12 protein-coding genes are annotated in these 20,689 nt (G+C 51.9%); 8 read left to right on the plus strand and 4 right to left on the minus strand.

Annotation, left to right across the window (positions count from 1 at the left end; translation table 11 throughout):
• Positions 1–7 precede the first annotated feature (7 nt).
• Positions 8–2,110 carry a polyphosphate kinase 1 gene (gene ppk1, locus J3P34_RS13365; RefSeq protein ID WP_210489164.1) on the minus strand — a complete coding sequence of 701 codons (2,103 nt, stop codon included), beginning with the start codon at positions 2,108–2,110 and terminating at the stop codon, positions 8–10.
• A gap of 158 nt (positions 2,111–2,268) precedes the next feature.
• Positions 2,269–4,224 carry a DNA topoisomerase (ATP-hydrolyzing) subunit B gene (gene gyrB, locus J3P34_RS13370; protein ID WP_210465148.1) on the minus strand — a complete coding sequence of 652 codons (1,956 nt, stop codon included), beginning with the start codon at positions 4,222–4,224 and terminating at the stop codon, positions 2,269–2,271.
• An 846-nt stretch (positions 4,225–5,070) separates the two neighbouring features.
• Here gyrB and J3P34_RS13375 point away from each other — a divergent pair.
• From J3P34_RS13375 to J3P34_RS13385, 3 genes are all read left to right on the plus strand, one after another.
• Positions 5,071–6,048, plus strand: a complete 978-nt coding sequence (locus J3P34_RS13375) for an ROK family protein (protein ID WP_210465149.1) — start codon at positions 5,071–5,073, stop codon at positions 6,046–6,048.
• A 474-nt stretch (positions 6,049–6,522) separates the two neighbouring features.
• The gene (locus J3P34_RS13380) at positions 6,523–8,175 is read left to right on the plus strand and encodes a tail fiber domain-containing protein (protein WP_210489165.1); all 1,653 of its coding nucleotides are present in this window, start codon (positions 6,523–6,525) and stop codon (positions 8,173–8,175) included.
• A gap of 130 nt (positions 8,176–8,305) precedes the next feature.
• Positions 8,306–9,823, plus strand: coding sequence for a tail fiber domain-containing protein (locus J3P34_RS13385; protein WP_210489166.1), 1,518 nt, complete (start codon positions 8,306–8,308; stop codon positions 9,821–9,823).
• A 230-nt stretch (positions 9,824–10,053) separates the two neighbouring features.
• On the opposite strand, the gene J3P34_RS13390 is transcribed toward J3P34_RS13385, so the two are convergent.
• Positions 10,054–11,298 (minus strand): glycoside hydrolase family protein, encoded by a 1,245-nt coding sequence (locus tag J3P34_RS13390; protein WP_210489167.1) that lies wholly within the window; start codon positions 11,296–11,298, stop codon positions 10,054–10,056.
• Positions 11,299–11,553: 255 nt separating this feature from the next.
• Between J3P34_RS13390 and J3P34_RS13395 the strand changes: the two genes are divergently transcribed.
• Positions 11,554–11,754, plus strand: coding sequence for a hypothetical protein (locus J3P34_RS13395; protein ID WP_210465153.1), 201 nt, complete (start codon positions 11,554–11,556; stop codon positions 11,752–11,754).
• Positions 11,755–11,843: 89 nt separating this feature from the next.
• Here J3P34_RS13395 and J3P34_RS13400 read toward each other — a convergent pair whose 3' ends face one another.
• Positions 11,844–12,998: an alpha/beta hydrolase gene (locus tag J3P34_RS13400; RefSeq protein ID WP_210489168.1), complete on the minus strand. Its 1,155-nt coding sequence runs from the start codon at positions 12,996–12,998 to the stop codon at positions 11,844–11,846.
• 375 nt (positions 12,999–13,373) lie between these two features.
• Here J3P34_RS13400 and J3P34_RS13405 point away from each other — a divergent pair, with 375 nt between their 5' ends.
• The 4 genes from J3P34_RS13405 to J3P34_RS13420 all read left to right on the plus strand — a co-directional run bounded on the left by J3P34_RS13405 (position 13,374) and on the right by J3P34_RS13420 (position 20,651).
• The gene (locus tag J3P34_RS13405) at positions 13,374–15,284 is read left to right on the plus strand and encodes a glycoside hydrolase family 13 protein (RefSeq protein ID WP_210489169.1); all 1,911 of its coding nucleotides are present in this window, start codon (positions 13,374–13,376) and stop codon (positions 15,282–15,284) included.
• A gap of 39 nt (positions 15,285–15,323) precedes the next feature.
• The gene (pgmB, locus tag J3P34_RS13410; RefSeq protein ID WP_210489170.1) at positions 15,324–15,986 is read left to right on the plus strand and encodes a beta-phosphoglucomutase; all 663 of its coding nucleotides are present in this window, start codon (positions 15,324–15,326) and stop codon (positions 15,984–15,986) included.
• Positions 15,987–16,315: 329 nt separating this feature from the next.
• On the plus strand, positions 16,316–18,634 hold the full coding sequence (locus J3P34_RS13415; RefSeq protein ID WP_210489171.1) for a glycoside hydrolase family 65 protein: 2,319 nt from the start codon (positions 16,316–16,318) through the stop codon (positions 18,632–18,634).
• 331 nt (positions 18,635–18,965) lie between these two features.
• Positions 18,966–20,651, plus strand: a complete 1,686-nt coding sequence (locus J3P34_RS13420; RefSeq protein ID WP_210489454.1) for an alpha-amylase family protein — start codon at positions 18,966–18,968, stop codon at positions 20,649–20,651.
• Positions 20,652–20,689: the final 38 nt, after the last annotated feature.

The raw sequence follows: 20,689 nt of genomic DNA on the forward strand, positions 1-20,689 counted from the left end.
CCGAATTTTAAAACAAACAGGTTTCCACTTCTACATCGGTGGAGAGGTGAAAGAACTCGCGGTGCATGTTGAAGATAGGCTCATCATCGGCGGGTTGGCGTTTGATGTAGGAGCCGTCCTCGCGCATGATATAGGAGTTCTGGTTGTCCATGAGGTTGTAGCGCAGGATGTTGGTGGCCTGGCGTTTCAGGTCTTCGTGCACAATGTAGAACAAGGCCTCAATGCGGCGCTCAAAACTGCGCACCATAATGTCGGCGCTGCCGCCCAGCACCTGAGGGTTGCCGTTGTTATGGAAGTAGAACAGGCGTGCGTGCTCAAGGTACTCACCCACGATGGAACTCACCTGGATGTTCTCGCTCAACCCCTCACGACCGGGCCGCAGGCAGCAGATGCCACGTACAATAAGCCTGATCTGCACCCCGGCCTGGGAGGCGGCGTAGAACTCGTCAATCACCTCTTTGTCCTCCAGGGAGTTGATTTTGATCACGATGCCCGCGGGTAAACCAAGTTCGGCATTTAGACGCTCCTGCCGGATTAAGTCAATCAGCTGCTGCCGCATGTCCTTTGGTGCGGTGATCAGGTACTCGTAGTTCTCTGGGTAAGAGTGCCCGGTGATTACGTTGAAGAATTCAGACACGTCGTGGCCATAGACGTCATCTGTGGTGAGCAAGCTAATATCGGTGTATGTGCGGCTCGTGGATTCGTTGTAGTTTCCGCTGCCTATGTGTACGTAACGCGTCACCTTCTCTCCTTCCTTCCGGATGATCATGAGCATTTTGGTGTGCGTCTTGTACTTGCTGATACCGTAAATCACGAAACAGCCGGCCTTTTCCAGCTTCTCCCCTTCGCGCAGGTTGCGTTCCTCGTCAAAACGGGCTTTTACCTCCAGCAGCGCCGAGACGTGTTTCCCGTTTTCAGCGGCTTTAAGCAAAGCGGCGGTTACGCGGGAATTGTCTGCTAACCGATAGATGGTCTGTTTGATCCCCAGCACGTACGGGTCCTCGGCGGCTTTCTCCAGCAAGGTTACTACCGGTTCAATGCTGTTGTACGGGTGATGCAACAGCACATCATGGTGCTTGAGGTACTCAAAGATATTGTCCATGGCCCCCGGCGGCAGGCTGGGCGCGGGAATGGGCGCGGGCGGACGCTGAATCTTGTTAGCGAAATGCGGATGCCGGATGATCTGCCACAGTGATTTAAGGTCAATAAGCCGATCAATGGAAAAGATGTTGCCGTTGTCAATAGACCAGCGCTCTTTGAGCATTTTTAACACGTACGGAGAAGGTGTGCGTTCTACCTCCATGCGCACCACACGGCCTTTCTTACGGTTCTTGAGCTTTTGTTTTACCTCCTGCACAAAATCCTGGTCCATGTCATCACTTTCCTCCAGCGTGAAATCACCGTTACGCGTGATCCGGAACAGGTTCACCGACTCGATCTCCACGTTGCGGAAAAGCTTATCCATGTTCCAGCGGATGATTTCCTCAATGGGTACGAAGATGATTTTGTTTTTGCGCGAGATTTCAAAAAAACGGGTCAAATTTCCGGGTATCTGCACAAAGGTGGTACGGCTCTGCTGCTTCTCTTCCTCAGAGGTACGGGTGACTACCGCAAAGATGAGCAGTTGGTTCATCATGAGCGGGAACCCATGGTAAGAGTCATACACCATGGGTGTAAGCAGCGGATAGATGGTGTTCTTGAAATAAGAAGCTGCTTTGGCCTGCTCAGACTCGGTGAGGTCCTCTACGTTGCAGATGTTGAAACCGTGCCTGTCAAAATCAGGTTTTATCTCCTCGTAGGTCTGGCATTGGTCTCCCACAAAGCGGTGGGCCAGGTCCAGCAGTTTTTTCCGGAAAGGCAACTCCCGCAAGCCGGAGTAATCCACCCGTTCTTTCCCGAAATCAATGTAGTTGTACAAGCTTCCCACCCTGATCATGAAGAACTCATCCAGGTTGGAGGAGGTGATGGCCAGAAACTTCATTCTATCAAACAGAGAGGTGTTAGGATTCTTTGCCAGATCCAACACCCTGTAGTTGAAACGCAACCAGCTAAGGTCGCGGCTAATGTAGTTACTTCTCCGGATTTGCTCCGATGCCTTGATTGAATTCATACCAGGTGGTCAACTTCTACTTTTCTGTGCTTCTTTATACGTAATTACGTGTAGCTACGTGAATCTCTTGCCTTGCTAATTAACAGCTTTCTCTGCCCAAGCGCAACAGAAAAGCCTGCATAAAGCAGGCTTTCCTTTGTAATATCAAAAACCGGGCCTTAAACGTCTACTTTGGCGTATTTGGCGTTGCGTTCAATGAAATCGCGGCGCGGTGCCACCTCGTCGCCCATGAGCATGGAGAACAGGTGGTCTGCCTCAGCGGCTGATTCCACCGACACCTGCTTTAAGCTGCGGGTATCGGGGCGCATGGTAGTTTCCCAGAGCTGCTCTGGGTTCATCTCACCCAAACCTTTGTAGCGCTGTACGCCCACACTCTCGTCTTTACCTTTACCCAACTCGGCAATGGCCTCAATGCGGTCTTGCTCGGTCCAGCAGTAACGCTCTTCCTTGCCTTTCTTCACCAGGTACAGCGGCGGCAAGGCAATGTACACGTAACCGCTGTCAATAAGGTCGCGCATGTAGCGGAAGAAGAACGTTAAGATAAGGGTTCTGATGTGGGAACCGTCCACGTCCGCATCCGTCATGATGATGACTTTGTGGTAACGCAGTTTGGCCATGTTCAAAGCCTTCTCATCTTCCGGGGTCCCGAAGCTCACGCCCAGGGCGGTGATCATGTTCTTGATCTCCTCGTTCTCGTAGATGCGGTGCTCCTGGGCTTTCTCCACGTTCAGGATCTTACCGCGCAGCGGCAGAATGGCCTGGAACTTACGGTCACGGCCTTGCTTGGCCGAGCCACCCGCAGAGTCACCCTCCACCAGGTACAGTTCGCAGTTCTCAGGGTCAGAGTCCGAGCAGTCGGCCAGTTTACCGGGCAGACCGGAGCCGCCCATCACGTTCTTACGCTGCACCATCTCACGGGCCTTACGGGCCGCCAGACGCGCCTGCGCCGCCAGAATCACTTTCTGGATGATGATCTTCGCTTCTTTAGGGTTTTCTTCCAGGAACTGGTTCAGGATCTCTCCTACCACCGTATCCACGGCACCCATCACATCTGAGTTACCCAGTTTGGTTTTGGTCTGGCCCTCAAACTGCGGCTCCTGCACTTTCACCGAGATCACGGCTGTCAAGCCCTCGCGGAAGTCATCGCCCTGGATCTCCACTTTTGCTTTCTCCAGCATGCCAGAACGCTCAGCATACGCCTTCAACGTACGCGTCAAGGCGCGGCGGAAACCGGCCACGTGCGTACCGCCCTCGTGGGTGTTGATGTTGTTGACGTAAGAGAAGATGTTCTCTGTGTAAGACGTGTTATAGTTAAGGGCAATCTCCACAGGAATACCGCCTTTCTCGCTCTCTACATAGATAGGCTCCGGAATAAGGTTCACCCGGGTTTCCTCCAGATAGGCCACAAACTCGCGCAGACCGCCTTCAGAATAAAAAGACTCGGCCAGGTATTCGCCCGGGGTCACTTCCTCACGCAGGTCGGTAAGGTTGATTCTGATGCCTTTGTTCAGGAAAGCCAGTTCGCGGAGGCGGCTTGCAACTGTTTCGTATTTGTATTCTGTAACGGTGAAGATGCTGGCGTCTGGCTGGAAGTGAACGGTAGTACCTCGCTTGTCAGTAGTGCCAATCTCGCGCACCGGGTAAGCCGGCACGCCAATGTTGTAGTGCTGCTCGTAGAGTTTGCCGTTGCGGTGAACGGTTACGTGCAGGTCTGTAGAAAGGGCGTTCACGCAGGATACCCCTACCCCGTGCAGACCACCGGATACTTTGTAAGAATCTTTGTCAAACTTTCCGCCGGCGTGCAACACCGTCATTACCACCTCCAGAGCCGAGCGGCCCTCTTTCTGGTGGAAGTCTACCGGAATACCCCGGCCATTGTCTGAAACGGAAATAGAGTTGTCTGTGTGGATGGTGACGCTGATCTCGTCACAGTGCCCGGCCAGGGCTTCATCTATGGAGTTGTCTACCACTTCCCACACCAGGTGGTGGAGACCTTTGATGCCGATATCGCCGATGTACATGGCGGGCCGTTTACGCACCGCCTCCAAGCCTTCAAGCACCTGGATACTGTCTGCGGAATAGGCGGTCATGTTGTTTTGTTCGATGTCACTCATTGAGTTTTCGGTGGATTATTAACATGCAAAAATACCAAATTTTATCGGGTTTTGCCAGCTTCTACACCTTAAATATAGGGGTACTTTAATTATTTATTCAACCAGGTTTTGCTTCTCCCGTTGTGACTCAAAGTCATCTGGCTCCTCTTGACAAAATTGTATTTTATGGCCGCTTTTTCAAAATTTATACTAAAACATGTTCCTTCTTTTGACGATATTTTTATCTACCGGCTAAACGTCCAAAGGAGAACGTCCTCTGTGGCCTTTGTATTTCCTTCCAGCTCCCAGAACTTTTAAATTCTCAAAATGTGCCACTTTTGCAAAAACAGCCTTAAAACACTATTGGCTGCTAAAACCAGGGGTTCTCTCCTTTTCTTTAGGCCTTCAAAGCCTCTCCACCGTATTTACCATAAGCTCCTGACCTGCCGTTTTAAGATGCATCTTACACAAGAATGACTGGAAGAAGAATAGCGATTTAAGGATTTTGCGCCACTTTCTTTAAACCAGAATTATCCTTTGATCTTCACATGTAGAGCCCGATTTGCGTTAAAAGGCCATCAAACAAGAACGCCTGACTTATGGCTTAACCATCCTGCGTTCGGTTTAAAAAGGCAGAGAACAGCGAGTGCAAGATTTACCACTAAATAGAATTGCAGCGTATTTTAAAGCCCGATTAAAGAAATCAGGCAATCTGCCGTATACTAAGCTGATAAAATGGGCAGGTCAGGGCGAATATTTGGCAAAATGAAGGTTTATTCTTAAGTTTCCACCCTATTAGAAATTTAACCGCACGACTACCCTTTTGTACCTCGTGCCTTTTACCCGCACCAATCTCTACTAACTCTCATGAAGGACGTAATTTTAGGCATTGACATCGGTGGTACGAACACCAAGTTTGGCTTCATTGACCGCGATGGCATCATTTTAACCCAAGGCGAGCTCCCAACCACTGAGGGAGAGACCGTACATGATTTCCTGCGCATCCTCTACAGCGAGGTGCAAACCAAGTTCAAGAAAATTGAAGACGAAGCCAACGTCATTGGTGTAGGTGTAGGCGCCCCTAACGGCAACTTCTATACAGGTACCATTGAGAATGCACCCAACCTGAAATGGCATGGTTCTGTGCCGTTGGTGGAGTTGCTTAATTCTTACTTCAAGCTTCCTATCTACTTAACCAATGACGCTAACGCAGCGGCTATTGGTGAGATGATCTACGGCGGTGCCAAAGACATGAAGAACTTCGTGGTGGTAACCCTGGGCACAGGTTTGGGTAGCGGTATTGTGGTGAACGGCGAGTTGGTGTACGGCCACGACGGCAACGCCGGTGAGCTGGGCCACACCCTGGTGAATGTGAAAGGCAGCGGCCGTGTTTGTGGTTGCGGACGTCGCGGATGCCTGGAGACCTACGTTTCTGCAACCGGTATCAAACGCACCGTTTACAAATTCTTAGCTGATTACACAGATTACAGCGAACTGCGCGGCGTAAGCTTCAACGACCTCAATGCCGAGATGATCACCCAGGCGGCCAAACGCGGCGATAAAATCGCGATTGACTGCTTTGAGTACACCGGCAAAGTGCTGGGCATGAAACTAGCCGATACCGTGGCGCACCTGAGCCCCGAGGCGATCTTCCTCTTCGGTGGTCTGACCCGCGCCGAGGAGTTCCTGTTTGACCCGGTTCGTTACCACATGGAGAAAAACCTCCTGAGCATTTTCAAAGGCAAAGTGAAAATCTTGCCTTCTGGCTTAGGCCTGAGCAATACCGCGGTAATGGGCGCAGCAGCCCTTGCCTGGAAAGAACTGGAGCGCGTGCCTGTGGCCTAACTTTACTTCATTTTACACAAACAAAAAGCCCGAAGGGAACACCTTCGGGCTTTTTGTTTGTCCGCCAATTCACATACCTAAAACGAACTCCTTTATAATTCTTATTTCCCTTATGAAAACCTAAAAACACCCACGAAACAGGCTGAATTATAAAGCTTGCTCATTGCTTTCGGCTGGATAAAAAAGTACCTTAGGTTAATCAAGACCCAGCCGGTTCTTCTTTAGTAAGAAACATCCACCTGCGCTCCTGATCCAAAAGGTTTCTTCCACATGAGAACCTCAGCCTCGGCCCGTGAGATAGGGCAATTCCCTTCCAAGTTGACCAGCTGTCCTCCGGTTTTCTGGAGCTTTTAGCCATCTTCCTTTAACAAGGTTCTCCCATTCCCCTGTAAAGCTTTTTGGTATCTGAAAACCTATCAAGCTTTCCTGCTCCTTCCTATCCTAGGCTATTCACTTCATAACTTATTAAGGATCATGAAGAAGTTAGTACTATTCCTCCTCGTTTTTTCCTGTACCATCTGGAATGCCACCGCTCAGAACACGGCACCCTACTGGAGCCTGTCCGGCAACAGCAACGCAGGTACCGCAAAACTAGGTACCACCAACGGAGTTCACCTGCGCTTCTTCACCAACAACAATGAGCGTATGCGTCTGACTGCCTCGGGGCTGATGGGAATCGGCACTACCACCCCAACAGCCAAGCTGCACGTGAACAGCGGCCCTACCCTGGACCCGTTAAGGGTATTGGTCAATAACTCCACCAAGCTGCTGGCGAGCCGCAACGGCGGACTCAGCGTGGGCTTTTCCGCCACGCCGCCTGCCAATGGTTTGTTGGTGGACGGCAACGTAGGCATCGGGATCACCTCCCCAGACCCCAGTACCAAAATGCACATCTCAGCCATGGCTGGGGGAACCAACAGCACTGGCCTCTATACCATAGGGAACTTGTATGGCCTACGTGCCGCGGCAGTGGCTACTTCCGGAATTGGGTTAACAGCCCAGAGTGGGTCGTTGGGGATTGGCATCTTCAGTAAAGGAGACAGTATTGGCATTGATTCTAAAGGCCAACACATTGGGCTCAGGGCTCAGAGTACTGATGTCTACGGAGTTGGAATATATAGTATTGGCGGATATCCTAACGGCACAGGTATTTATTCCAGGGCCGGATTTATGGGGATTGATGTGAGTGCGGACATTTATGGCATCAATAGCTATAGCCCACATATTGGGGTTCTCAGTACTGGTGACAATGTGGGCGTGCAGGCTTACAGTGCTTTTGGCAGAGCTGTTCAGGGGGATAGTGAAGTAGGATACGGTGGTTATTTTGACTCTAATTATGGGACGGGAATCTATGCCACCTCTAAATTCAGCACTTATGCGGGCATCTTCCAGGGAGACGTTTTTATTTCCGGCTCCGTTACGATGAGCGATGGAATCATGAAGCGGAACGTGCAGGAGGTGGGCACAGCCATGGAGATCATTAACCAACTGAAACCTGTGCAATACGAGTTCAGCCAAACTGGTCAATACGCCCGGTTGAACCTGCCAAAGGGAAGCCATTTTGGGTTAGTGGCTCAGGACGTGGAGAAGGTACTGCCTAACTTAGTCAAAGAGGCCCAACTCATCGTGCCGGATCCGGGTAAGACAAACAACGGCGTCCCTAAGGAAAAAACCGCCCAAAAGACAGAACTAAAGGACACCAAAACAGAAACCATTAACGTGAAAGGAATCAACTACACTGAGTTGGTTCCCTTGCTCATCAAAGCCCTGCAGGAACAACAACAAACCATCACTACACTTACCGAAAGGGTTACCCAACTGGAAGCCGGCTCCGGAACAGGCGGCAAAAGCTCCCTTGGTCCTAAGGCTACTGGCATCCTGCTGGAGCAGAACCAACCTAACCCCGTTGACCTGTCTACCACCTTCCGGTACAGCATACCAGTTGGCGCCACGGCCCAGATTCACGTTTATGAGGCGAATTCCGGGAAATTACTCAAAACCATTTCTGCCCCCGCCAATGGGAAAGTACAAATGAATGCCAGCGATTTACCTAATGGAAATTACGTCTACACCTTGACCGTGAACGGTAAACTAGCCGCCTCCAAACACATGATGGTATATCGGTAAGATCCGGTTTTAAATCAAGCACAAACTCCAATTCCCCAATGGTCCTTCTACCCTCCTGTAAAGCCTGGGCTTTTTCCAGGCTTTCTTGTCGTCACGCGTTTTCAGTTCTTTTTTTTAATGATCTAAAAACATGAAGAAGGTTATACTTTTAATTTCCACGTTGTTCCTCCTCTCTGAGTCAACCGCGCAGAACACTGCTCCATATTGGAGCCTGGCCGGCAACAGTAACGCTGGCACCGCAAAACTGGGTACCACCAACGGAGTTCACCTTCGGCTTTACACGAATAACAATGAACGAGTGAGAATTACGGCCCTTGGGCTGGTAGGCATTGGCACAACTACCCCAACCACCAAGTTGCAGGTCAATAGCGCGGCCGGCCAGGATCCGGTTGGTGTGTTGGTGAATAATGTGACCAGATTTAAGGTCCATAGAAACGGAGGATTAAGCGTTGGTTTCAACAATACTCCCCCAAACAATGGCTTATATGTAAACGGCAAGGTAAATATCGGCACCTCCGTCTTTTCTCCTATCCATAAACTCCAGGTGGTGAATGACTCCACCTTTGGCTCGGGTATTTTCACCAGCGGTCATGCCATTGGCCTGGAAGCTGAGGCGACAAACCTTTTCGGGACGGCTGTTTATGGAAAAGCGCGCACGGGGGTTGAGGGCCAGGGATCCCAGGAGATAGGGTCTTACGGCGTGGTGGGCCAATCTGGATTTGTTGGCGTGGCTGGATACGCAGAACAATTTGGAGTACTTGGCTCCAGCGATGATGGCCATGGAGTGGAAGGATTCAGTGTAAATAGCTATGCCGGTAACTTCGTGTCAAATTCTGGCAACGGTGTTTATGCAACTACTTTAAATGGTCAGTTTGCCGCAGTCATTGATGGCGATGTTTTCCTCTCCAACACCTTTAAGGCAAGTGACGGAAACATCAAGAAAAATATGCAGCCGGTAGGTGATGCCATCACCCTCTTAAACAAGTTAAAACCTGTGCAATATGAGTTCAGGAAAGATGGGCAATACGCCAGGCTTCACTTACCCCAGGGGAGCCATTACGGGTTAGTGGCCCAGGACGTAGAAAAGGTCCTGCCCGATCTAGTAAAAGATGCGCCACTCTACCTTCATGATCGGAGCAATGAAAACAACAGGTTTACCGCCGAAGGCAAAATCTCCAAAAACATAGAAGCAAAAGACATCCAAAAGGAAAGCATCAGTTTAAAAGGTGTGAACTACACCGAGCTGATTCCCTTGTTGATTAAGGCCGTGCAGGAGCAACAGCAGACCCTTGAGGAACAACGACAAACCATAACTTTTCTCTCCCAAAGGGTGGCCCAACTGGAGTCCACAACTGGAGCAGAGAATAAAAGTGCCCTGGGTTCAAACAACCCAGGTATTCTGCTGGAACAGAACCAGCCTAACCCAGTAGACCAGATCACCACCTTCCGTTACAGCATACCGGTTGGCGCCACGGGCCAGATTCATGTTTATGAGTCGAATTCCGGAAAACTAGTGAAAACCATTCAGGCTCCCAAAACGGGCACAGCGCAGATGAATGCCCGTGACTTACCTGCCGGAAACTACGTTTACACACTAACGGTCAACGGGAAAATAGCTGCCTCCAAACACATGATGGTCACCCGGTAAAACCAATCATCTTTATAACAAAAGCAAAGGCTGATCAGCCTTTGCTTTTGTTTACTCATGAAGTACATCATGTAAATGTTCGTTCACCTGAAAGGAGATTTCTTTAACCTTCTCATTTGGGCTTAACCATCGGTTTTCAGCTTATATTCTAATAAACTGATCCGAAACAAACGATCAGAGGTGAGGAGCTTAAAGGTTGGTTTTATGGGAAAAGTATTGAGCCCTATCTCTTAGTGCCAGTTCTTGTCGGGCTTTTTCTTCAGGCGTTTGGCGGCGTCTATGACGTCCTGCAGTTCTACGGGATCGTTGAAAGGGTCTTCGTCCAGTTGGGTGACGCGGTTAAGTTCTTTCTGCCAGCGGCGCAGTTCCCGGACGTAAGGTTTGCATTCCACCCGCCTCAATTCATCGTTGTGTAATTCAAGGTCGCAGATGCCGTTGTGCAGCCACTCGCCGGTGTGCCAGTCGGGCATGTCTACCGCCGGGAACAGGCAGATGCCATGCAGATCTATACCGGCTTCCACGGCCGCCAAGGACTCATCCATGACATCGCGGAGCCAGTCTTCCCGCCCGTCTTTCAGCCCGCTGGTCTCCCCAATGATCATGGGGCGTTTGTAGCGGTCATACACCCAGTGCATCAGTTCGCATAGCGGTTTAATGCGGTCATCGTCGGGCGGAAGTGCGGCATGAGGCCCCTGCTCCCGGTACTCCATCTGCCCGAAGGAGTAGTTGTTGGCGCCTACAATATCCAGGATCTCGGGAGAACCACCTAGCTCAGGATGTTCTTTGCCGCAGATGATGTCCCAGGCCAGGAAAGTGTCTACGTAGGTTTCGTGGTGGGCGGCCTCTTTCAGATCGGGCCGGTCTTTGGGTGCCACCACCTGCACCAGGGGATCAATATGGATCATGCGGGCCTCCGGAATCACTTCCCTGATGGCCTTTACTCCGGCAATGGCAGCTTTGCAGAGCGCCACCCTTAGTTTAAAGCGGTCTTCCTTCGTTTTCTTATAAGGCGATACCCAGCCCCACTCGCCGGCGCAGAAAGAGAAAAAGGTGATCTCGTTGATGGGCGTAAAGAAGTAAGGTGCGGGCAGTTTTTCTACCACGTATTCGGCTGCTGCCTGGCAATAAGAAGCAAAGCGTTGGGTGAAAGCATCGGTGAAAGGATCCAGGTCATCGGGGTAGCCGTAGTGGCAGAGATCCCAGATAGGCAGAATCTTGTGCTGTTGCATGGCCTCAATCATGGGATCTATAGCCGAGAAATCATACGTTCCAACCTTATCCACCATAGGCCAGGGAATGCCCTCGCGCGAGACCGCAATTCCCAGCCGCCGCAGCAGTTCATAATCACTATGGGCAAACCTGTCATGCTGCGTCTCCTCTACAAGGTTGCGGCGTCCTTTGTCTTTCCACAGGAAAGTGGAGCATTCAAATCCGGAGATGAAGAAGGTGGGGAAGATACCGGGTCGCTTTGCCATAGTATAGATAAACTCAGATTTTACCTAAAGGTTCTAAGCTGCCCGGTGCTGCCTTAATCAGGTTGAAAGGATTTCAAAATGGGAAAGCACTTAGGTTTATCTATCATAGAATGAAAGCTTTATGACCGCTTGCTGCAATGGCTTCGACGCCATCTCAGCGTCGCCGGAAGGCTACTCCGACCAAAGCCCGATTATTCCGTACAAAGATTTAAAACTTCTAATATTTAGAAAAAACGTGCCTAAAACATAACCCCTATGAAAAAGACCATCTTCACCAACCTACTGGCCCTTACGCTGGTAGGTGGCATCTTTACTGCCTGCGGCGAGAAAGCCCCCGCCGAGAAAACCGGCACCACCAACACCGAGGACATGGTGGAAGGCGCGGACGGCGGCCTGGACTCCCTGAACCTGCCAGACTCCTCCGCCACCACTACCACAGGAGGTGACCAGCAGTAACCGCTCATGAAAATCCCTGCTGCTTTTAGGCTTATTTACAAAATAGAGCCCAAGAACAGCAGGGATTGGTTTATCCTCTCACCAAGATGCTACCTGGAAAAAAGCCAGGAGAAAACCTTGGGAAACTCCCGTCTCCAGTAAGACTCCTTGTGTTCACCGTCTGCGTGTACTTCATAGACAAAGGCAGAGGGCTTGAGTCCCTGTTTCACAAAAAGGTCACGCATGCGGGCCATGTCCGGTACCATCTCCTTGCTTTCCTTGGCTCCGGCTACCAGGTATACCTTCAGGTCCTTGGCAGGCTTCGTTTTTGCGGCATAATCAAAAAACTCGGGTGAAACCCAGAAAGCGGGAGAAAACACGCCTGCTCTCCCAAATACCTCCGGATGTTTAAGGGCCGCGTACAACGAGATCAACCCACCCATAGAACTACCTGCCACGCCGGTGTTCTCTTTTTCTGGTTTGGTGCGGTAATGCGCATCAATGTAAGGCTTCAAGGTTTGGGCCAGGAAATCAACGTAGGCATCGCCTTTGCCACCGCCGTATTTGGCGTTGCGCCAGGGCGTGTACTCGTTCATCCGCTCCTCACCGCCGTTATCTACCGCCACTACAATCACCTCTTTGCCCTGGGTCTTGAACAGCTCATTCAAAGATTCGTCCACGCCCCACTCCCCGCTGTACGAATAGAAAGCATCAAACACGTTCTGGCCGTCGTGCATGTACAGCACGGGGTACTTCTTACCGGAGGTAGCGTAATCAGGGGGCAGGTACAGCCATACGCGGCGCGATTTCTTCAACTGCGGCATCCAGAACTCATTGCTCAGGACCTGCACGTTAGAAGCGGCGGTATGCGCCTTTGCCGGCGAGGCGAAATTGTCCTGCCAGTTCTCTACTTCTATGCGTATAGTGTCCTTTACGGCTTTGGCTTTATAGGCCCGGTTGCCGCGGCCCGCTCCGTTAGCAAGGGTCTCTCCTTTCTCCCAACTTCCCCGGGTAATCTTGTACTCCAGTTCTCCCTCGCCCTGGGGCAAGGTAAGGTAGAAACGGTTGTTGGCGGCTTTCTTGAAGGCAAACGCCGGATTGCGCGGATTCCAGTTGTTAGGGTTGCCGGCCAGGAAAAGCGTATCCGTGGCTGGGGTCTTCTCCGGCACCTTCCTGATCTCAATAGTCACCTGAGCTTCAGCCTGAAAGACCCATGAGGTGAGGGGTAGCAGCAGGCCAAGCTTCAGGCCTGTAGATTTTTTCATAATTGGCATTTTTAAATCTAGGAAATCGATTTCTTAATTAAAAAAGCGTAGATTTACCTCCATGATTTTACAATATTAACAATACTATCCTATAAAGCTACCATTCTTTGGTCCAAACCAGGAAGAACTTACCTCTCCGGTATAGATTTTTGGCTGAGATTGAAGTCCTTGTAGATGGGTAAAGATTGTACCTGGTTGTAAAAATCTCTGCCGAAGCAAGTCAAAGCAAGGTGTTTCAGGGTCGTTTTTCCCCAAAGGCACTTAAAACGGGACGGAGCCAAAAGGTAAATTGAGGCTTGCTTTACAGTAGGAAATTCAACATTGAATTGCCAAGGCGCTCAATTTGGCGTCTCTATAAATCTGATAATGAATAAAATGAAGCATTCTCCCCTCTCCCTTGCATTTGCCAAAGGGCTTGCTTTGCTAAGCGTTTTACTTCTTTCCTTCTCCGCCCAGGCCCAGCAGAAAGCCGCCATCACCCGGGTAGACCCCACTAACTGGTGGGTAGGCATGAAAAACCAAAATCTTCAACTGTTGGTATACGGCCCAAACGCGGGTACACTTAACTATTCAATCGATTACCCTGGGGTAGAGCTGGTGAAATCGCAAAAGGTGGAGAACCCCAACTATGCTTTCCTGGACCTTACCATTGCGGCGTCTACCAAGCCGGGTTCCTTTAACATAACGGGCCAGAACGGCAAACAGAAACTCACCCGCAAGTACGAACTCAAAGCCCGTAACCAGGAACCCAAAGGCCAGGGCCTGACCTCCGCCGATTTCATTTACCTGGTGCTGCCTGATCGCTTCTCTAACGGAGATCCTAAAAATGACAAGTTCAAAGACCTCGCCGATCCGAAAGCCGACCGCAGTAACCCGTTCTTGCGCCATGGCGGCGATATACAGGGAATCCAGAACCACCTCAATTATTTCCAGGAACTGGGCGTAACAGCGCTGTGGCTGAACCCGGTGATCGAGAACAACCAACCTCTCACCGATGAAGGCGGCCAGATGCGGAGCGCCTACCACGGCTACGCCTTCACTGACCATTATGCGGTGGACAAACGCCTGGGCGGAAACGAAGTGTACAGAAAATTTGTGCAGGCGGCCCATGCCAGAGGCCTCAAAGTAGTGCAGGATGCGGTTTACAACCACGTGGGCATCAACCACTGGTTTATCAAAGACCAACCGTCCAAAGACTGGGTACACCAGTTCCCTGCCTACACCAACACCTCGCACAAATTCCAGCCCATCATTGACCCTAACGGGTCTAAGGCAGACTGGACCGTGATGATGAACGGTTGGTTCACCCCTTTTATGCCCGACCTAAACCAGACCAACCCTCTGGTGGCCAATTACCTCATCCAGAATGCAATCTGGGTAGTAGAGAATTTCGGGATTGATGCCTGGCGCATTGACACCTACATGTACAATGACGACCAGTTCATGAACGCCTGCAACCAGGCCCTGCTTGACGAGTACCCCAACATCCATATCTTCGGGGAGTCTTGGGTCAACAACGTGGTTGCGCAGTCTCGTTTCACCCGCAACAACATCAACTTCCCATTCAAAAGCAACCAGCCCGGCACCCTGGACTTTGTGCTGTTCAACGGCATAAATGACGGCCTGAACCAAAAGTTCGGCTGGGACGAAGGCGTGAGCAAGGTACACCAGATTCTGGCGCAGGACGCCGTGTACGAGAATTCCATGAAACTGGTCACTTTCCTGGACAACCATGACATGAACCGCTACTTCTCGGTCATTGGGGAGGATTTTGACAAGTACAAGATGGGCCTTACCTGGCTTCTCACTACCCGCGGCATCCCCTCACTTTACTACGGCACCGAGATCCTGATGAAGAACTTCAAAGACCCATCAGACGCTGAGGTGCGCCGTGATTTCCCCGGTGGTTTCGCCGGCGATAAGGAAAACAAGTTCACCGCCGCAGGCCGCAACGCCCGCGAGAACGAAGCCTTCAACTTTGTAAAGAAACTGGCCACTTACCGTAAGAACACCCCGGCCTTGCACTCGGGCAAGCTCATGCAGTTTGTACCCCAGGACGGACTGTACGTGTACTTCCGCTATGATGAAAGCAAAACTATCATGGTGGCCACCAACACCACTGACAAAGAAGTGGATATGAAAACCGAGCGCTTCGCTGAACGCCTTAACGGATTCACCAAAGGAAAGAATATTTTAACCGATGCCCCTCTTGCCAGCCTGGCCACCATTAAGGTACCGGCCAAGACGGCCATCGTAGTAGAACTACAAAAACAATCTAATCTATAACCACATTTCCCACCATCCGGGGAAAACGAACATACACTTATGAGCACCATCAAAGCTTGCCTTTTTGACTTAGACGGAGTACTGGTAGACACCGCCGTATACCATTTCAAAGCCTGGCGCCAACTGGCCCAGACTTTGGGGATTGATTTCACCGAGCACGACAATGAGCGCCTCAAAGGCGTGAGCCGCGTGCGCTCTCTGGAGATTATCCTGGAGATTGGCAACCAGACCATGGAACAGGAGAAAATGCTGGCGCTTTGCGAGCAGAAAAATACCGAGTACCTCCTGGATGTGGCCAAAATGACCCCAGACGAGATCCTGCCTGGCGTAGTGGATTTCCTCAAATCCCTCAAAGCCGAAGGCATCAAAATTGCCCTGGGATCGGCGAGCAAAAACGCGCAGCTCATCCTGGAGCGCACTAATCTGCTCCCCTACTTTGATGCCATCATTGACGGCCGCCACGTGGTGAACGGCAAGCCCCACCCAGAAGTATTCCTGAAAGGCGCCGAAGCCCTAGGCGTGCAGCCCTCAGAATGCGTGGTGTTTGAAGACGCCGTGGCCGGCGTGGAAGCCGCTAAAAACGGCGGCATGCTCTGCGTTGGCGTAGGCCAACCCGAGGTGCTAACGCAGGCCGACATCGTTGTGAAAGACATGACCGAGATGACGGTTGAGCGCCTGCATGCCCTGGAGCAGAAAGCCTAACCAGTTTTAGGGCTGTTTTCAAGAAAAGGCCCGCAAAACAAAATAATTATTGTCACGCATTTCGTCCCCCTTTGAAGGGGGTTGGGGGATGACAAGGCCGTTGGAAGAACCGAAATGCTACATCCACAAAACACTACAAAATGATTCTCGGGAACGCCATGATCTGCACGAGTAATCATCCCCCAACCCCCTTCAAAGGGGGACGATAAAGTACCTGAAAAGTGAATGTATTTAGAGGCTGTTTTCCAAAAATCAGCTTCTAAACAGATATACAGAAAAGAGAAAAATAAGTCCTGATACGTGAGTCTTGATACTTGATACGAACTATTATGAAACAATATCTTACCGTTGACGAGTGGTCCATCATTGAAGAAGGGTTCCATCCACACTATAACCAGATTTCCGAGAGCGTTTTCAGCTTAGGCAACGGCCGCATGGGCCAACGCGCCAACTTTGAGGAGGCGTTCACCGGCGAGACGCTGCAGGGCAATTACGTGGCCGGCGTTTATTACCCAGATAAGACCCGCGTGGGCTGGTGGAAGAACGGCTACCCAGAATATTTCGCCAAGGTACTGAACGCCGCCAACTGGATAGGCATTGACGTGCAACTGGACGGCGAAACCCTAGACCTGAACAACTGCCAGGTGCTGGATTTCCGCCGCGAGCTGAACATGCGCGAAGGTTGGCTGGAGCGCCGCTTCACCGCCCAGCTAGCCAGCGGCAAGCAGGTGCGCGTAGAGGCCAAGCGCTTCACCAGCATCGTGGACGATGAAGTGGGCGCCATCCGTTACAGCATCACGCCGTTGAACTTCAGCGGCACGCTTACCCTCACCCCTTACGTGGACGCCGATATCAAGAACGCCGACTCCAATTACGACGAGAAGTTCTGGAACGAGATCATGCAGGAGGCGCAGCCCACAGAAGGGTATGTAATTGCCGAGACCAAGAAGACGTTCTTCCACGTGTGCACCGGCCAGAAGTTCTTCGTGACACAGAACGGCCAGGAAGTAGCCGTGCAGGCAACGCCGGTGGAGCGCACCAAATTTGTGGCTTCTACTTTTGAGTTGCCGGTATCTGAAAACCAGGAGACCGTGCTGTATAAGTTTGCCGCGAACCTTTCTTCTGAGAACCACGCCAAGGTAAACCTCCTGGAAAACACCAAACAGGTCTTGTCCGGTGTCGTAGCCAAAGGCTTTGAGCAGATGCTGCAGGAACAGGCTGCCGCCTGGGCCGCCAAGTGGGAAGAAAGCGACATCATGATTGAGGGCGACGCCACCGCGCAACAGGGCATCCGGTTCAACATCTTCCAATTGAATCAGACCTACACCGGCGAGGACGAGCGCCTGAACATCGGGCCGAAAGGCTTTACCGGCGAGAAATACGGCGGAACCACCTACTGGGACACTGAGGCGTACTGCCTGCCTTTCTACCTGGCCACTGCCGATCCGCAGGTTGCCCGTAACCTGCTGGTGTACCGCTACAAGCACCTGGAGAAAGCCATTGAGAACGCCGAGAAGCTGGGCTTCACCGGCGGCGCGGCCCTGTACCCAATGGTGACCATCAACGGCGAGGAGTGCCACAACGAGTGGGAAATCACCTTTGAGGAAATCCACCGCAACGGCGCCATCGCACACGCTATTTATGACTACATCCGCTACACCGGCGATGATAGCTACCTGGCCGAGTACGGCCTGGAAGTGCTGGTGGGTATCTCTCGTTTCTGGGCGCAGCGCGTGAACTGGTCGGCGGCCAAAAACCAGTATGTGATGCTGGGCGTGACCGGCCCTAACGAGTATGAGAACAACGTCAACAACAACTGGTACACCAGCACCATCGCCACTTGGACGCTGGAATACACGCTCAAGGCGCTGCAGCACGTGCAGAACGCAGATTCAGCTCGTTTTCAGGAATTGGTGCAGAAAATGAACCTGGATGTTGCGAAGGAAACAGAGAAATGGCAGCACGTGATTGACAACATGTACTACGCCGAGGACAAAGACCTGGGCGTGTTCCTGCAGCAGGACGGCTTCCTGGACAAAGAGCAGACGCTGGTGAAAGACCTTCCGGCCGAGGACCGTCCATTGAACCAGAAATGGTCCTGGGATAGAATTCTGCGTTCGGTGTTCATCAAGCAGGCCGATGTGCTGCAAGGCATTTACCTCTTTGAGGACCGGTATGATCTGGAGACAATCCGCAGAAACTATGACTTCTACGAGCCGCGTACCGTACATGAGTCTTCTCTCTCGCCATGTGTGCACTCCATCCTGGCTGCCAAGTTAGGAGATGAGGAACGCGCCTACGAGTTCTACCTCCGCACCGCCCGCCTTGACCTGGACGACTATAACAACGACACTGAGGACGGTTGCCACATCACCTCCATGGCCGGTACCTGGATGTCGGTGGTGCAGGGCTTCGGAGGCATGCGCGTACGCGATAACCAACTGCATTTCAATCCGTTCATCCCTGCCGGCTGGACCTCTTATTCATTCAAGATCCGTTTCCGTGGGCACCTACTCAACATCAAGGTCACCAAGGAGCACGTGATCATTGAGAACGCTTCGCCGGAGGCCATCACCCTGAATGTGTTTGACCAACCGCAGACCATTGAGGCGAATGCCAAAGGTGAGTTTGCCCACCAACTGGTGTAAATCCAAAGCCGCTCCTGTCTATACGGGAGCGGCTTTCCCTTTTGGGCCTGTTTTTGCGGGAACAACCTAAAAACAGGAGTCCCTGCGTTTTACCTTCAAATGAGTCTTTTCACACGACCTTAGCTACGTGATACAAGAACAAACCAAACGACCTCTCCTTTCCCTCGTCCTACTGGCGGCGCTGGCGGGCGCGTGCACTTCCACTGCCCCTACCCAAACCAGCACCCCTGAGGCAAAAACATCGGCACCCGTGACAACCACCCCTGCCCCCAAGCCTGATCCCAACACCACCGACGAGGAGGTAAAGGACAATAAACTGGTGATCTACCAGATGATGACGCGTCTGTTCGGGAACAGGAAAGCAACTAATAAGACCTACGGCACGCTGCAGGAAAACGGCGTGGGCAAGTTCAACGACATCTCAGACAAGGCGCTGCAGGAAATCAAGAAACTGGGGGCCACGCACGTCTGGTACACCGGGGTCATTGAGCACGCCGTCCTCACGGATTACACCAAATTCGGGGTGGCTCTGGACGATGCCGATGTGGTGAAAGGCCGCGCCGGCTCTCCCTACGCCATCAAGGATTACTATGACGTGAACCCCGATCTGGCGGTGGACGTGCGCAAGCGGATGTCTGAATTTGAGGCGCTGGTGGCCCGCACCCACGGCAACGGCCTCAAAGTACTCATTGACTTCGTACCTAACCACGTGGCCCGTTTCTACACCTCAGACGCTAAACCCACCGGTGTACAAGACTTTGGAATTCAGGATGATAAAACCGTTTCCTTTAAGGCCAGCAACAACTTCTACTACATACCCGGCCAAGCGTTGCAGGTGCCTAAAACCTACAATCCACTGAGCGGCACCCACCGCGGTCCGCAGGAAGACGGCAAGTTCCAGGAGAATCCGGCCAAGGTCACCGGCAACGACGTATTCAACGCCGCCCCTTCGGAGAACGACTGGTTTGAGACCGTGAAGCTGAACTACGGGGTAGACATTCAGAACAACCGCACCAAGCACTTCTCGCCCACCCCAGACACCTGGCTCAAGATGCGTGACATCCTGCTTTTCTGGGCGGGCAAAGGCGTAGACGGTTTCCGCTGCGACATGGCCGAGATGGTGCCCGTGGAGTTCTGGGCCTGGGCTATCCCGCAGGTCAAAGAGAAACACCCAGGTATCACCTTCATTGCCGAGATCTACAACCCTAAAGAGTACCGCAACTACATTCAGACGGGCCACTTTGATTACCTCTATGACAAGGTTGGGCTGTATGACGCCGTGCGCCGCCTCATGGAAAACAAAGGGCAGGGCAACACCGCGGAGATCACCAAGGTTTGGCGCGAGGAAAGCCAGGGCATCTCTAACCACATGCTCCGATTCCTGGAGAACCATGATGAGCAACGCCTGGCCTCCTCTGAGTTCGCCGGTACGCCTCTTGCCGGCATCCCAGCCATGACCCTTAGCGCTACTTTAGGCAGCGGACCTGTCATGGTGTATTTCGGCCAGGAAGTGGGCGAACCGGGCAAAGGCCACGAAGGCTTCCAGGGAGAGGACGGCCGCACAACCATCTTTGACTACTGGGGCGTTCCGGCGCACCAAGCCTGGATGAATGGCGGCAAATTCGATGGCGGTAAGCTCACCCAGGACCAGAAAGACCTGCGGGCCTTCTACACCAAACTGCTCAACCTCAGCACCAGCCGCGAGGCCATCCGGCAGGGGAAATTTTACGCTCTAACTGCTCAATCTAATGATGCTCCGGCGGGCGTGTACGCCTATGTACGCCACACTGCCCAGGAACGCATTCTGGTGTTGGTGAACTTCAACCGGCAGAACACCAACTACGGTCTAACATTTCCGCAAACGGCGCTGGCGGCCATTGACCTGGAAGAAAAGGGCACGTTTATCCTGCAGGATCTGCTCACAGACATGCCGCCGCTGTTCTTCCAGCCATCGGTGAAAACCAGTATCACGCTGGCGCCAATGAGCGCGCACGTGTTTTTGTTGCAGAAAAAGTAGTATTTCAAACCTGTGGGGTTTTAGAAACCTCACAGGTT

The sequence above is a fragment of the Rufibacter aurantiacus genome (genome assembly GCF_017916345.1).
Taxonomy (GTDB): Bacteria; Bacteroidota; Bacteroidia; order Cytophagales; family Hymenobacteraceae; genus Nibribacter; species Nibribacter roseolus.